Genomic DNA, 13,774 nt, shown 5'->3' with positions numbered 1-13,774 from the left:
GGTTCTGGTATCACTCGTCGAGGAAGGAGCGCAGATGCTCGCTTCGCGTCGGGTGGCGCAACTTGCGCAGCGCCTTGGCTTCGATCTGACGGATCCGCTCACGGGTCACGTCAAACTGCTTACCGACTTCCTCGAGGGTGTGGTCGGTATTCATGTCGATGCCGAAACGCATGCGCAGTACCTTGGCTTCACGGGCAGTGAGGCCGGAGAGTACGTCGCGAGTCGCTTCCTTGAGGCTCTCAACAGTGGCGACATCGATGGGCGACTGCATGGTCGAGTCTTCGATGAAGTCACCCAGATGGGAGTCTTCGTCATCACCAATCGGCGTTTCCATGGAGATCGGCTCTTTAGCGATCTTCAATACCTTGCGGATTTTATCCTCAGGCATTTCCATGCGTTCGCCCAGCTCTTCCGGGGTCGGTTCGCGACCCATTTCCTGCAACATCTGCCGGGAAATACGGTTGAGCTTGTTGATGGTCTCGATCATGTGCACCGGAATACGGATGGTGCGGGCCTGGTCGGCGATCGAGCGAGTGATCGCCTGACGGATCCACCAGGTGGCATAAGTCGAGAACTTGTAGCCGCGACGGTATTCGAACTTGTCCACAGCCTTCATCAGGCCGATGTTGCCTTCCTGGATCAGGTCGAGGAATTGCAGGCCACGGTTGGTGTACTTCTTGGCGATGGAGATCACCAGACGCAAGTTGGCTTCAACCATCTCTTTCTTCGCGCGGCGGGCCTTGGCCTCACCGATCGACATGCGACGGTTGATGTCCTTGATCTCGGCGATCGTCAGGCCTGTTTCAGCCTCCAGTGCGCTCAGTTTCTGCTGGCAACGGATGATGTCCGGCTGCAGGCGACCAATGGCTTCGGCGTATTTCGCCTTGCCTTTGGCCAGGGCGTCACTCCAGGTTTCGTCGACTTCGTTGCCGGGGAACTGGCGCAGGAAGTCGGTACGCGGCATGCGCGCATCACGGACACAGAGCTGCATGATCGCACGCTCTTGTGCACGCAGACGCTCAAGGGCGCTACGAACACGTTCAACCAGGCCTTCGAACTGCTTGGGCACCAGCTTGATCGGCATGAACAGCTCGGCCAGGGCCAATAGCTCGGCAATCGCCTGCTTGTTGCCACGACCATGCTTTTTCAGGGCCTTGCGGGTGATTTCCATTTGATCGGAAACCGCACCGAAACGCTGGGCAGCAATGATCGGGTCCGGACCGCTTTCGACTTCATCTTCTTCGTCGCTGCTGGCTTCAGCATCGTCGTCTTCGGTTTCGTCGTCCGCTTTCGGCGCTTTTGGATCTACCGGCGGCGGTACTTCGGCGGCAGGTGGCGCAATGCCGTCGTCCGGGTCGATATAACCGCTCAGGACGTCGGACAGGCGGCCACCTTCGGTGGTGACGCGAGTGTACTCGGAGAGAATGTGGTCAACCGTGCCGGGGAAGTGCGCGATTGCGCCCATCACTTCACGGATGCCCTCTTCGATACGCTTGGCGATTTCGATTTCGCCTTCGCGTGTCAGCAACTCGACGGTACCCATTTCACGCATATACATGCGCACAGGGTCAGTCGTGCGACCGATGTCGGTCTCCACCGCGGCCAACGCGGCAGCGGCTTCTTCAGCGGCTGCCTCGTCGGTATCGGCGTCGGCCAACATAAGGGCGTCCGCATCCGGAGCACTCTCGTGTACGGGGATCCCCATGTCATTAATCATGCGGATGATGTCTTCCACCTGCTCAGGATCTGAAATATCCTCAGGCAGGTGGTCGTTGACCTCTGCGTAAGTCAGATACTTCTGCTCACGACCAAGGGTGATCAACTCTTTGATACGAGACTGCTGTTGCGCTTTTCCGGACATAACACCCTATCCACTGAAGGTCTTGGCGGGCAAAAAACAAGCCGAGGATTATACCCGAGCTATGACCTCACACGCCAGCTGAGGTCGGGTTTGATGTGCAAACGTTCTGTTTTAAAAGGTCGCGCATCTGTTTTGCTATCTGAATTTGCTCTTCAGCCGACAATCCCGGCTGTCTTGCTCTCTTGATGAGCTCATCGAGGGTCTGTGTGTGCTGACCCGCGGATAACCTATTAATGGTGTCTAAAAACTGTTGTTCAAGGTTATCGCCGTCAATTAGCCATTCCTTTTCCGCAAGCGCCTTCAACAGGCGGCCTTGTTCCGTACCATGCCAGCGCGCCATGAGCTGGATTGAGTTTAGCTTAGGATTTTTCTGCACGGCCTCGATCAGGGCGATAAGCACCTGCGCGTAGGTGTTGCTCTCGTTAGCGAAATGATCGGCGCTTTCTACCTTGCCCGCCAATTGCGGGTGGTGGATAAGCGTGCGCAAGGCAATCAGCGTCGGCGCTTCCACGGCAACCGGGGTGCGCGGGGCATGGGCCTCATCGCGGTCGCCTCGTTTACCATTCTTGCTCCAGGGCTTCTTGTCCCATTTCTTGCCGCCGGCACCGGGCTTTTTCGGCGTCCATTCCTGCTGGGGCGCATACGCCTCCTGCGGTTGGTGGAAGTCGGAATAGTCCGGCATGGCATCATAATCCATGCCTGGATCGTAGGCGGGTGGTGCATCCTGTGGGGCGCTGTGCACCAGCTGGCTTACGGCTTCGCCGCTCAATCCGGTGATTTCCAGCAGGCGCTGGCGCATCAGGGTGCGCAGGTTGGCGCCCGGAACCTTGTCGATCAACGGCGCTGCGAGGGTGGCCATATGGGCCTTGCCTTCAAGCGAGCGCGGGTCGGCTTCTTCGGTCAGTTGCTGGAAGAAATAGTCCGCCAGCGGCTGTGCATGTTGATTGATGCGGGCGCGGAACGCGTCGGTGCCTTCGGAGCGCACCAGGGTGTCCGGGTCTTCGCCTTCGGGCAGGAACAGAAAGCGTGCGCGGCGCCCATCCTGCAGGCTCGACAAGGTGGCCTCGAGTGCGCGCCAGGCGGCGTTGCGACCGGCCTGGTCACCGTCGAAACAGAACAGCACGCTGGGCACGACGCGGAACAGGCGCTTCAAGTGCTCTTCGCTGGTGGCGGTGCCGAGTGTCGCCACCGCATTGCGCAGGCCTTGCTGGGCCAGGGCGATGACGTCCATATAGCCTTCAACCACGATGATTTCGTCGAGGTTGCGGTTGTTCTTGCGCGCCTCAAACAGCCCGTAGAGTTCCTGGCCTTTATGGAAAACCGGCGTTTCCGGAGAGTTCAGGTACTTGGGCTTGTCGTCGCCCAGCACTCGGCCACCAAACGCGATGATGCGGCCGCGGCTGTCGCGGATCGGAAACATCACGCGGTCACGGAAGCGGTCATAGCGCTTGCCGGTCTCGGCGTTTTCCACCAGCAGGCCGGCGTCAATCATGGCTTTTTGCTGGAGCGTATCGCTGCTCAAGTGCTTGTACAGATTGTCCCAGCCGGGCGGGGCGAAACCGAGGCCGAAGTCTCGTGCGATTTCACCGGTGAGGCCGCGCCCCTTGAGGTAATCGACGGCGGCTTTGCGCTGCGGATGGCTTTTAAGTGCCTGCCGATAGAAGTCGGCAGCGGCGGTCAGCAGCGGATACAGCGGCGAGTCGGTGGGCTGTCGCGGTTTGTGCGCGCGGCCACTTTCTTCGCGGGGGATTTCCATGCCGGCGGCTTTTGCCAGGTCCTCGACAGCCTGGGGGAAATCCAGGTTGTCGTGGTCCATCAGGAAGCCGAGGGCATTGCCACCGGCACCGCAACCGAAGCAGTAATAGAACTGCTTGTCCGGGCTTACGCTGAACGAAGGGGTTTTTTCTTTATGGAAAGGGCAGCAGGCGGTGTAGTTCTTGCCGGCTTTTTTCAGCTGCACGCGTGAGCTGACGACATCGACGATGTCGGTGCGGTTCAGAAGGTCGTCAATAAAGCTCTGGGGAATCAGCCCGGCCATGGCGTTCTCGTCATCACTGCGTGTAAATGAGGGCCCGTGAAATGTTCAAGCGCACGTTGGGTGCCTGATCATTATCGTCTGCATGGGATGTCAGAGAGTGTATCTGTCGAACATTCGCTGACGTTAGTCCCTATCAGTGTTCGACGAATAAAATTGCCCGTGAGTCCGGTCTTGACCTGTGGGCGGTCTCGGAAGCTCATCAATGGGCACAGTCGACACAGTATGATCGCCTGCTTGAAGAATTAGGTGTGCTCGTCAGTAGCCTTGTTAGGCTCGTCAGAAGAGACGTGCACCGCTGGCAAAAGAGCCAGTCCTGACGTTTGAAGCGGTGTCTCGGTCGCGTGTGCGGCGTCGACGATGAAGCATCAAGCGATATCCGCAAATGCCAACAGCCCGGCTGAGGGCCGGGCTTGGCAGAAGCTTGCTACGAACGTCTGTGTATTAGTACAGACGAACGGCGCGGCGCTGTTCGCGCTGAACTTTCTTGGCGTGACGCTTAACAGCGGCTGCTGCTTTACGCTTACGCTCAGAAGTTGGCTTCTCATAAAATTCGCGGCTACGAACTTCAGCCAGAACACCGGCTTTTTCGCAGGAGCGCTTGAAACGACGCAGAGCTACGTCGAAGGGTTCGTTCTCTTTTACTTTGACGGCTGGCATCCAGAGCTACCTTCTTTCATTACCGGGATCAACGTTCTCGTCGCAAAAAATTCGCGGCTGAGGTCGTCGGTTTTTAAGGGTTGCGGATGTTAACCCCTCATTGGCAGGAATGCAAAGCCTCTGATCGAAAACCGCTAGTCGGGAGGGGGAGTGGCGACTATTATGCGCGCCTTCGAATTCAGCCTCTACAAGGCGCAAACCCATGCTAGTACTGGGACTTGAAACCTCCTGCGACGAAACCGGTGTCGCACTTTACGACAGTGAACGCGGGCTTTTGGCCGATGCGCTGTTCAGTCAGATCGACCTGCATCGTGCCTATGGCGGCGTGGTGCCGGAGCTTGCCAGCCGTGATCACGTCAAACGTATGCTGCCATTGATCCGCCAGGTGCTGGACGAAGCCGGCTGCGTGCCGACCGAGATCGACGCGATTGCCTACACCGCAGGCCCAGGATTGGTCGGAGCCCTGCTGGTTGGGGCTTCCTGTGCCCAGGCGCTGGCATTTGCCTGGGGCATTCCGGCGCTCGGTGTGCACCATATGGAAGGCCATTTACTGGCTCCGATGCTGGAAAAAACACCGCCGGCGTTCCCGTTCGTCGCTTTGTTGGTTTCGGGGGGGCATACGCAGCTGGTTCAGGTCGACGGCATCGGTCAATACACCTTGTTGGGCGAGTCGCTGGACGACGCCGCCGGCGAAGCCTTCGACAAGACGGCGAAGATGATGGGGCTCAATTATCCCGGCGGCCCGGAAATCGCCCGCCTGGCCGAAAAAGGCGTGGCCGGTCGTTACACATTCCCACGGCCGATGTGTGATCGTCCTGGGTTGATGTTCAGCTTCAGCGGCTTGAAAACCTCCGCATTGAATACCTGGCAGCAGAGCGTCAGCGCCGGGGACGAAGGCGAGCAAGCCCGTTGCGACATCGCACTGGCGTTCCAGCAGGCCGTGGTAGAGACTTTGACCATCAAGTGCAAGCGTGCCCTGAAGCAGGCCGACATGAAGCGGCTGGTGATTGCCGGCGGCGTCAGCGCCAACAAGGCCTTGCGCAGCTCGTTGGAGAAAATGCTCGGCGAGATGAAGGGCGAGGTGTTCTACGCGCGCCCCGAGTTCTGCACCGACAATGGCGCGATGATCGCCTACGCCGGCTGCCAACGCCTGCAGGCCGGGCAACATGAAAGCCTGGCGATCAGCGTGCAGGCGCGTTGGCCGATGGAGCAGCTGTCGCCGTTGTAGGGGGTAACGTGGACCCTGTTTAAAAATGCCGTTCGCGCCCGGCAAACAGGTCGCGTAGATTGCCGCGGTGGCGCCAGACGATCAGCAGTGTCAGCACGCTCATCGGCAGCAGCGCAGCCGGCTCCTGCCAGGCCAGCAAGGGCAGGGTGAGCGGTGTGGCGATCAGTGCCGCCAGTGAGCTGGTGCGGGTCAGGTAGAACGTCAGCAGCCAGGCGAGCACTGCCAGCAAGGCTGCCGGAGGGTAGATTCCCAGCAGCATGCCGGCCGCGGTGGCGACGCCTTTGCCGCCGCGAAAGCGGAAGTACAGGGGGAACAGGTGACCGAGGACGGCGCAGATGCCCACCCAGGCCTGCTGCTGCACGGTAAGGCCTGCGAGGCTGGCGATCAGTACGGGCAGCAGGCCCTTGCAGAGGTCGCCCAGCAGCGTCAGTACGGCAAGTTTCTTGCCTGCCAGGCGCAACATATTGGTGGCGCCGGCATTGCCTGAGCCACTCATTCGCGGATCGGGATTTCCCGTAAGGCGGCTGAGCAAAATGGCAAAGGACAGCGAGCCGAGCAGGTAGGCGAGAATCGCCAGTGACCAAAACATGCTAACTATTCCGGGCGAGGACGCCCTGATTCTAACGGGGCATAGCGCCCTTGTCGTGCTGCGGAGAAAAGTGCTTGGACAGAGTGTTTATCGAAGGCCTGGAAGTCGACACCGTGATCGGCGCCTACGACTGGGAGCGCGGCATCCGTCAATGCCTGCGCCTGGACCTGAGCTTTGCCTGGGACAATCGCCCGGCCGCCGCCGGTGACGACCTGAGCCTGGCGCTGGATTATGCCAGCGTGTCCGCGCGTATCCAGGCCTTTGCCGAGCAGTCCCAGTATCAACTGGTGGAAACCTTCGCCGAGCGCCTGGCCCAAGTGCTGATGAGTGAATTCCAGATTCCCTGGCTGCACCTCAAATTGACCAAGCCAGGCGCCGTTCCGGCCGCCAAGGGCGTGGGCGTGGAGATCGAGCGCGGATGTCGCTGACTCAGGTTTACCTCGGCCTTGGCAGTAATATCGAGCGCGAGCTCAATTTACGTGCGGGGCTCGATGCGCTGGCGAGCTTTTTGACGGACATGCGCTGTTCGGCGGTGTTTGAAAGCCAGCCGGTGGGTATCAAGAGCGGCCCGTTCTTCAATCTGGTGGTGTCGGGCTGTACCGACCTGTCGTTGACCGAGCTGGACCGTCGGTTGAAATTCATCGAGGCCGAAAATGGCCGTTACGCACCTGATCGCAAAGGCTTGCCGCTGGACATTGACGTGCTGCTGTATGGCGATCTGGTGGGTAACTTTGATGGTTTGGTACTGCCGCGCGCGGAGATCCTCAAGAACGCATTTGTCTTGTGGCCGCTGTCGATGATGGCGCCGGATCGTGTTCACCCTGAGGTGGGCAAGACCATGGCCGAGCTGTGGCGCGATGCGCAGATTGACCAGGTGCTGGCGCCTGTCGGGTTTGAATGGCAGGGCCGGCAACTTACGCCGCCAGCTCTTTTGTAGGAGCGAGCTTGCTCGCGAAAAAAACTGGGGGCGCTGCGTTATCGGTGACGTTCTTCGCGAGCAAGCTCGCTCCTACAGGGGCTTGTGTTGTTCCTTGTAGGCTTTGAGTGCGTTAAGCCGTTCGCGCTTGAGCGCTTCGCCCAGCGCGGGGCCTTTGAAGCCTTTCTCCAGCAACGGCGCTACCTGCACCTCGCGCGCAGTCTTCGCCGCACCACGTAAATAATCCGCCTGTGGATAACTTCGCTGTTCAAGCCCCTTGCGGCCACGCGCATCCATCTCGCAGGCGACCACAAACTCCTCAAAGCGCTGCGGGCGACGGTAGACGTCAAAACTCTGCAGCAACTCCAGCAGTGTCGAAGCCTTCAGCTCCAGGGCTCGATGGCCGTGGGTGTGATACTGACCCACCAGCAGCGCCAGTTCCTGGCAGTCCCTTGGCACTTTGAAGCGTTCATTGACGGTTTTGATCAGCTTCAAGCCCCGATGTTCGTGGGCGATATGCTGCGGTAACTTATCCACAGGCGTCAGGCCTTTGCCCAGGTCATGCAACAGGCAGGCCCAGCGTACGGTCAGCGGCTGGCGGTGCAAGGCGGCCTGTTCCAGCACGCTTAACGTGTGCAGGCCGGTGTCGATCTCTGGGTGATGGGCTTCGGGTTGCGGTACGCCGAACAGCGCGTCCACCTCCGGTATCAAGGTTTTCAGCGCATTGCAGTCACGCAGCACCTGGATAAACACCTGGGGCTGGTCTTCCATCAGTGCCCGGGAAATTTCCTTCCAGCTGCGCTCCGGCGTCAGCGCCTCCAGTTCGCCGGATTCGCTGAGTTGACGCATCAGCTCCAGAGTTTCGGGTGCCACCCTGAATCCGAGCTGCGCATAACGCGCGGCGAACCGCGCAACGCGCAGCACTCGCAGGGGATCTTCGGCGAAAGCGGGCGAAACGTGACGCAAGATACGGGCGTCCAGATCGCGTTGGCCGTGATAAGGGTCAGTCAGATTGCCGTCATCATCCTCAGCCATGGCATTGATGGTCAGGTCGCGACGAATCAGGTCTTCTTCCAGCGTGACCTCGGGGCTGGCGTGAAACACGAAGCCGCCGTAGCCCCGGCCGCTTTTGCGCTCGGTACGGGCGAGGGCGTATTCATCGCCGTTTTTCGGGTCCAGGAACACGGGGAAGTCAGCGCCGACCGGTTTGAAACCTTTGGCCAGCATCTCTTCGGTGGTGGCGCCGACAACGACGCGGTCGATGTCGGTGACCTTGATGCCCAGCAGGCGATCACGCACCGCGCCGCCGACTTTGTAGATTTTCATGAAAAAGCCTCCATTAGCGCCACAGGATACCGCCTGTGCCTGGCCAATGGAGGCTTTGCCGTTTCAGAGATGCACGACGGCCAGGTCCAGGCGACCGTAGTCGTTGTCGTTATGATCGCTGCGCGGCGGGACATGGTGGGTTTTCATCACCTGGTCGCCCTGCAGGGTTTCCAGGTGAATATCGAAGCCCCACAGCCGGTGCAGGTGCTTGAGCACTTCCTCGGTGGATTCGCCCAGGGGTTTGCGATCGTGCTGCTGGTGACGCAAGGTCAGCGAGCGATCACCACGCATATCGATGCTGTAGATCTGCACGTTGGGCTCGCGGTTGCCCAGGTTGTACTGCGCCGCCAGGGTCTCGCGGATAGTCCGATAGCCAGGCTCATCATGGATGGCCGGGACTACCAGGTCCTCCTTGAGGTCGTCGTCCATGATGCTGAACAGCTTGAGATCGCGAATGACCTTGGGGGACAGGTACTGCAGGATGAAGCTCTCGTCCTTGAAACTGCTCATGGCGAACTTGATGGTGGAGAGCCAGTCACTGCCGGCGATTTCCGGGAACCAGCGACGGTCTTCGTCGGTGGGGTGCTCGCACATGCGACGGATGTCACGGTACATCGCAAAGCCCAGTGCGTAAGGGTTGATGCCATTGTAGTAGGGGCTATCGAACCCGGGCTGGAACACCACGCTGGTGTGGGAGGTGAGGAACTCCATCATGAAACCGTCAGTGACCAGGCCTTCGTCATACAGGTCGTTCATCAGCGTGTAATGCCAGAACGTTGCCCAGCCCTCGTTCATCACCTGAGTCTGGCGCTGTGGATAAAAGTACTGAGCGATTTTGCGCACGATGCGCACGATTTCCCGTTGCCATGGCTCCAGCAGCGGGGCGTGTTTTTCCAGGAAGTAAAGGATATTTTCCTGAGGTTCGGCGGGGAAGCGTGCATTGTCCTTGTCGCTGTTTTTGCCGGCACGCTTTGGAATGGTGCGCCACAGATCATTGATTTGTTTCTGCAGGTGTTCCTCGCGCTCCTGCTGGCGCAGGCGCTCTTCTTCGGCCGAAATCGGATAGGGACGTTTGTAGCGGTCGACGCCGTAGTTCATCAGGGCGTGGCAGGAGTCGAGCAAATCCTCTACCGCATCGATGCCGTGGCGCTCCTCGCATTGCATGATGTACTGCTTGGCAAATACCAGGTAGTCGATGATCGAGCTGGCATCGGTCCAGGTGCGGAACAGGTAGTTGCCCTTGAAAAAGCTGTTATGCCCGTAGCACGCGTGGGCCACCACCAGTGCCTGCATGCAGATGGTGTTTTCTTCCATCAGGTAGGCGATGCAAGGGTCGGAGTTGATCACGATCTCGTAAGCCAGGCCCATCTGGCCGCGGGTGTAGGACTTTTCGGTGCTGAGAAAGTGTTTGCCGTAGGACCAATGGTGATAACCCAGCGGCATGCCGACGGAGGCGTAGGCATCCATCATCTGCTCGGCGGTGATCACTTCGATCTGATTGGGGTAGGTATCCAGCGCGTAACCCGCCGCGATGCGGCTGATTTCCCGGTCATAGGCCTGGATGAGTTCAAAGGTCCACTCGGACCCGGTGGAGATAGGTTGGCGCTTATGCTCTTTTTTGGCGGTCATGTCACTAACCTGCGCTGGAAGAGTTCACGGAAGACCGGGTAGATATCGCCGGCCGAGACCAGTTGCTGCTGGGCGAACGTGTCGGCGAAGGCATCGCCGATGCGCTCGTATTCGAACCACAGCGCCTGATGCTCACGGGGGGTAATTTCGACGTAGGTGTAGTACTGCACGAAAGGCATGATCTGGTTGATCAGGATATCGCGGCAGATCGGCGAATCGTCGTTCCAGTTATCACCGTCGGAAGCCTGGGCCGCATAGATATTCCACTCATTGGCCGGGTAGCGCTCAGCCATGATTTCCTGCATCAACTTCAGGGCGCTTGAGACGATGGTGCCGCCGGTTTCCCGCGAGTAGAAGAATTCCTCTTCGTCCACTTCCCGGGCGCTGGTGTGATGGCGGATAAACACCACATCGATCTTGTCGTAGTTCCGCTTCAAGAACAGGTACAGCAGGATAAAGAAACGCTTGGCGATGTCCTTGGTGGCCTGGGTCATGGAGCCGGACACGTCCATCAGGCAGAACATTACGGCCTTGGAGCTGGGGTTGGGTTGTTTGACCAGCAGGTTGTATTTCAAGTCGAAGGTATCGAGGAACGGCACGCGATGAATGCGCGCGCTGAGTTTCTCGATTTCGCCCTCTATTTCCTGGATATCGCCGAAGTTGTCCGGTTCTTCGCGCTTCAAGCGCGCCCACTCTTCCTTGGCCTGCTTGAGTTTTGCCCGGCTGCTGCCTGACAGGGCGATGCGTCGGGCATGGGCTGAGCGCAGGGTGCGGATGATGTTGATACGCGACGGGTTACCCTCGTTGCTGATACCCGCGCGTACGGTCTTGAAGGTGTCGGTGCCGGTCAGGTTGCGCTTGACCAGGTTGGGCAGTTCCAGGTCCTCGAACATGAATTCGAGAAATTCCTCCTGGGTGATCTGGAACACAAATTCGTCCATGCCTTCGCCGGAGTTACCGGCCTTGCCCGCGCCCTTGCCGCCACCGCCCCCTTGAGGACGTGCAATGTGTTCACCCGTGGTGAATTCCTTGTTGCCGGGATGCACCACCGTCTGCTTGCCGCCCCGGCCGTGGTGCAGCACGGGTTCGTCGATGTCGCGTCCGGGAATGCTGATTTGTTCGCCATGTTCCATGTCGGTGATGGAACGGCGGCTGACGGCCTCTTCCACCGCCTTTTTGATATGGTCACGGTAACGCCGCAGGAAACGCTGGCGGTTTACCGTGCTCTTGTTCTTGCCATTGAGGCGTCGGTCGATCACATAGCTCATGGGGAGCCCTCCGGGCAGCTTCACGTTACAAGCTTCAAGCCGCGAGCTGGAAGCTTAAGGACAAGCGGTCGACTGCCAGGCGCAATGCCTGGCAGTGAGCACCTGTCGCTGCCTTACTGCGATTTGCGCACCCGCAGGTACCACTCGGAGAGCAGTCGTACCTGTTTGTCGGTGTAGCCGCGCTCGACCATGCGTGTGACGAAGTCGTTGTGTTTTTGCTGATCCTCTTTGCTCGCCTTGGCGTTGAAGCTGATAACCGGCAGCAGATCCTCGGTGTTGGAGAACATTTTCTTCTCGATCACCACCCGCAGCTTCTCGTAGCTGAGCCAGGTCGGGTTCTTGCCGTTGTTGTTGGCACGGGCGCGCAGCACAAAGTTGACGATTTCGTTGCGGAAATCCTTCGGATTGCTGATGCCAGCGGGTTTTTCGATCTTTTCCAGCTCCTCGTTGAGCGCCACGCGGTTGAGGATTTCGCCGGTTTCGGGGTCGCGGTATTCCTGATCCTGAATCCAGAAGTCGGCGTACAGCACGTAGCGGTCAAAGATGTTCTGGCCGTACTCGCTGTAGGACTCCAGGTAGGCGGTCTGGATTTCCTTGCCGATGAATTCGATATAGCGCGGCGCCAGGTATTCCTTGAGGAAGCGCAGATAGCGTTCGCGGGTTTCGGCCTGGAACTGCTCCTGTTCGATCTGCTGCTCCAGCACGTAGAGCAGGTGCACCGGGTTGGCGGCGATCTCGTGGGGGTCGAAGTTGAAGACCTTGGACAGAATCTTGAATGCGAAGCGCGTCGACAGGCCGTTCATGCCTTCATCGACGCCCGCCGTGTCACGGTATTCCTGGATGGATTTGGCCTTGGGATCGGTGTCCTTGAGGTTTTCGCCATCGTACACGCGCATCTTCGAGTAGATATTGGAGTTCTCCGGCTCCTTGAGGCGCGACAGCACGGTGAACTGGGCAAGCATCTTCAGGGTGTCGGGTGCGCAATGGGCCTTGGCCAGCGAGCTGTTGAACAGCAACTTGTCGTAGATCTTGATTTCATCGCTGACCCGCAGGCAGTACGGCACCTTGACGATGTAGATGCGGTCGATGAAGGCTTCGTTGTTCTTGTTGTTGCGGAAGGTGTGCCATTCCGATTCGTTGGAGTGCGCCAGCAGGATCCCGGTGAACGGAATCGCGCCCAGGCCTTCGGTACTGTTGTAGTTACCTTCCTGGGTGGCCGTGAGCAGTGGGTGCAGCACCTTGATCGGCGCCTTGAACATCTCCACGAACTCCATCAGGCCCTGGTTGGCCCGGCACAGCGCGCCCGAGTAGCTGTAGGCGTCGGCGTCGTTCTGCGGGAATTCTTCCAGTTTGCGGATATCGACCTTACCCACCAGCGCCGAAATGTCCTGGTTGTTCTCGTCGCCCGGCTCGGTCTTGGCGACGCCGATCTGGTTGAGGATCGACGGGTAGAGCTTGACCACGCGGAACTGGCTGATATCGCCGCCGAACTCGGCCAGGCGCTTGGTGGCCCAGGGCGACATGATGGTATTGAGGTAGCGCCGTGGAATGCCGAAGTCTTCTTCGAGGATCGCACCGTCTTCGGTGGCGTTGAACAGGCCCAGGGGCGACTCGAACACCGGCGAACCCTTGATCGCGTAGAAGGGCACTTTTTCGATCAGCTGCTTGAGCTTTTCGGCCAGGGACGACTTGCCGCCGCCAACGGGGCCGAGCAGGTAGAGGATCTGTTTCTTCTCTTCCAGGCCCTGGGCGGCGTGGCGGAAGTAGGAGACGATCTGGTCGATGCATTCTTCCATGCCGTGGAAGTCTTCAAAGGCCGGGTAACGCCGGATCACCTTGTTGGAGAATATCCGCGACAGGCGCGAATTGTTCGAGGTGTCTACCAGCTCCGGCTCGCCGATCGCCAGCAGCAGGCGTTCGGCGGCAGACGCATAGGTACTGCGGTCCCGTTTGCACAGCTCGAGATACTCTTGAAGCGTGAGTTCTTCCTGCTGTGTGGACTCGAAACGTTGTTGGAAGTGGCTAAAGATACTCATGACGTCGTCACCTCGCTCGATACGTGGAGCCGACGCCGGATCTATCAGTCGATGCTGGCAGCCACTGACGTTCGCCAATGGCTGTTTTCCCCCCAGAACACCCTGAAACGTTACCGATGACCCGCGCGCCGGTGTACCGGCTCTCCCCTGATTTGGATGGCCTGCGCTTAAGGATAGTTCGGAATCGGGGAGGTCAAGGCGCGATACGTAATTAGTTTGACTGCGC

General features: G+C 59.1%; 11 protein-coding genes. 3 read left to right on the top strand and 8 right to left on the bottom strand.

Features of this window, described 5'->3' with window-relative positions; all coding sequences use genetic code 11:
- Positions 1–10: 10 nt before the first annotated feature.
- From rpoD to rpsU, 3 genes are all read right to left on the bottom strand, one after another.
- Positions 11–1,861, bottom strand: coding sequence for an RNA polymerase sigma factor RpoD (rpoD, locus tag MRY17_RS23555; RefSeq protein ID WP_181283019.1), 1,851 nt, complete (start codon positions 1,859–1,861; stop codon positions 11–13).
- 67 nt (positions 1,862–1,928) lie between these two features.
- Positions 1,929–3,899 (bottom strand): DNA primase, encoded by a 1,971-nt coding sequence (gene dnaG, locus MRY17_RS23550; protein ID WP_191953016.1) that lies wholly within the window; start codon positions 3,897–3,899, stop codon positions 1,929–1,931.
- A gap of 441 nt (positions 3,900–4,340) precedes the next feature.
- Complete coding sequence (gene rpsU, locus MRY17_RS23545) at positions 4,341–4,556, bottom strand: 30S ribosomal protein S21 (RefSeq protein WP_002551877.1); 216 nt, start codon at positions 4,554–4,556, stop codon at positions 4,341–4,343.
- Positions 4,557–4,758: 202 nt separating this feature from the next.
- Between rpsU and tsaD the strand changes: the two genes are divergently transcribed.
- Positions 4,759–5,784, top strand: coding sequence for a tRNA (adenosine(37)-N6)-threonylcarbamoyltransferase complex transferase subunit TsaD (tsaD, locus tag MRY17_RS23540; protein WP_243352946.1), 1,026 nt, complete (start codon positions 4,759–4,761; stop codon positions 5,782–5,784).
- Positions 5,785–5,803: 19 nt separating this feature from the next.
- On the opposite strand, the gene plsY is transcribed toward tsaD, so the two are convergent.
- On the bottom strand, positions 5,804–6,373 hold the full coding sequence (plsY, locus tag MRY17_RS23535) for a glycerol-3-phosphate 1-O-acyltransferase PlsY (RefSeq protein WP_181283016.1): 570 nt from the start codon (positions 6,371–6,373) through the stop codon (positions 5,804–5,806).
- Between the two features lie 74 nt (positions 6,374–6,447).
- On the opposite strand from plsY, the gene folB reads away from it, so the two are divergent.
- Together folB and folK are read left to right on the top strand one after the other, a co-directional pair.
- Positions 6,448–6,801 (top strand): dihydroneopterin aldolase, encoded by a 354-nt coding sequence (folB, locus tag MRY17_RS23530; RefSeq protein ID WP_065894165.1) that lies wholly within the window; start codon positions 6,448–6,450, stop codon positions 6,799–6,801.
- Positions 6,792–7,310 (top strand): 2-amino-4-hydroxy-6-hydroxymethyldihydropteridine diphosphokinase, encoded by a 519-nt coding sequence (gene folK / locus MRY17_RS23525; protein WP_191953014.1) that lies wholly within the window; start codon positions 6,792–6,794, stop codon positions 7,308–7,310. Before folB ends, folK begins: the two co-directional genes overlap by 10 nt.
- Before the next feature lie 72 nt (positions 7,311–7,382).
- On the opposite strand, the gene MRY17_RS23520 is transcribed toward folK, so the two are convergent.
- The 4 genes from MRY17_RS23520 to MRY17_RS23505 form a co-directional block, all read right to left on the bottom strand.
- Positions 7,383–8,615: a multifunctional CCA addition/repair protein gene (locus tag MRY17_RS23520; protein WP_243352945.1), complete on the bottom strand. Its 1,233-nt coding sequence runs from the start codon at positions 8,613–8,615 to the stop codon at positions 7,383–7,385.
- Positions 8,616–8,678: 63 nt separating this feature from the next.
- Entirely contained in the window at positions 8,679–10,244 is a 1,566-nt protein-coding gene (locus MRY17_RS23515) for a SpoVR family protein (protein WP_191953012.1), read from the bottom strand.
- A complete protein-coding gene (locus MRY17_RS23510) occupies positions 10,241–11,512 on the bottom strand; it encodes a YeaH/YhbH family protein (RefSeq protein WP_243352944.1) in 1,272 nt (423 codons plus the stop codon). The genes MRY17_RS23515 and MRY17_RS23510 overlap by 4 nt, the downstream gene beginning before the upstream one ends.
- A 113-nt stretch (positions 11,513–11,625) precedes the next feature.
- Positions 11,626–13,548, bottom strand: a complete 1,923-nt coding sequence (locus MRY17_RS23505) for a PrkA family serine protein kinase (RefSeq protein WP_057723666.1) — start codon at positions 13,546–13,548, stop codon at positions 11,626–11,628.
- Between the last annotated feature and the right edge of the window lie 226 nt (positions 13,549–13,774).

Origin of the sequence: Pseudomonas orientalis (assembly GCF_022807995.1) — a bacterium.
Classification (GTDB): domain Bacteria; phylum Pseudomonadota; class Gammaproteobacteria; order Pseudomonadales; family Pseudomonadaceae; genus Aquipseudomonas; species Aquipseudomonas orientalis_B.
This window is presented reverse-complemented; position numbering and strand designations above follow the sequence as displayed.

Excerpts from the sequence above, each read along its gene's own strand:
- rpoD (WP_181283019.1), bottom strand. The coding sequence starts at position 1,861 with ATGTCCGGAAAAGCGCAACAGCAGTCTCGTATCAAAGAGTTGATCACC.
- plsY (WP_181283016.1), bottom strand. The coding sequence starts at position 6,373 with ATGTTTTGGTCACTGGCGATTCTCGCCTACCTGCTCGGCTCGCTGTCC.
- MRY17_RS23510 (WP_243352944.1), bottom strand. The coding sequence starts at position 11,512 with ATGAGCTATGTGATCGACCGACGCCTCAATGGCAAGAACAAGAGCACG.
- rpsU (WP_002551877.1), bottom strand. The coding sequence starts at position 4,556 with ATGCCAGCCGTCAAAGTAAAAGAGAACGAACCCTTCGACGTAGCTCTG.
- folK (WP_191953014.1), top strand. The coding sequence starts at position 6,792 with ATGTCGCTGACTCAGGTTTACCTCGGCCTTGGCAGTAATATCGAGCGC.
- MRY17_RS23520 (WP_243352945.1), bottom strand. The coding sequence starts at position 8,615 with ATGAAAATCTACAAAGTCGGCGGCGCGGTGCGTGATCGCCTGCTGGGC.
- tsaD (WP_243352946.1), top strand. The coding sequence starts at position 4,759 with ATGCTAGTACTGGGACTTGAAACCTCCTGCGACGAAACCGGTGTCGCA.
- MRY17_RS23515 (WP_191953012.1), bottom strand. The coding sequence starts at position 10,244 with ATGACCGCCAAAAAAGAGCATAAGCGCCAACCTATCTCCACCGGGTCC.
- dnaG (WP_191953016.1), bottom strand. The coding sequence starts at position 3,899 with ATGGCCGGGCTGATTCCCCAGAGCTTTATTGACGACCTTCTGAACCGC.
- MRY17_RS23505 (WP_057723666.1), bottom strand. The coding sequence starts at position 13,548 with ATGAGTATCTTTAGCCACTTCCAACAACGTTTCGAGTCCACACAGCAG.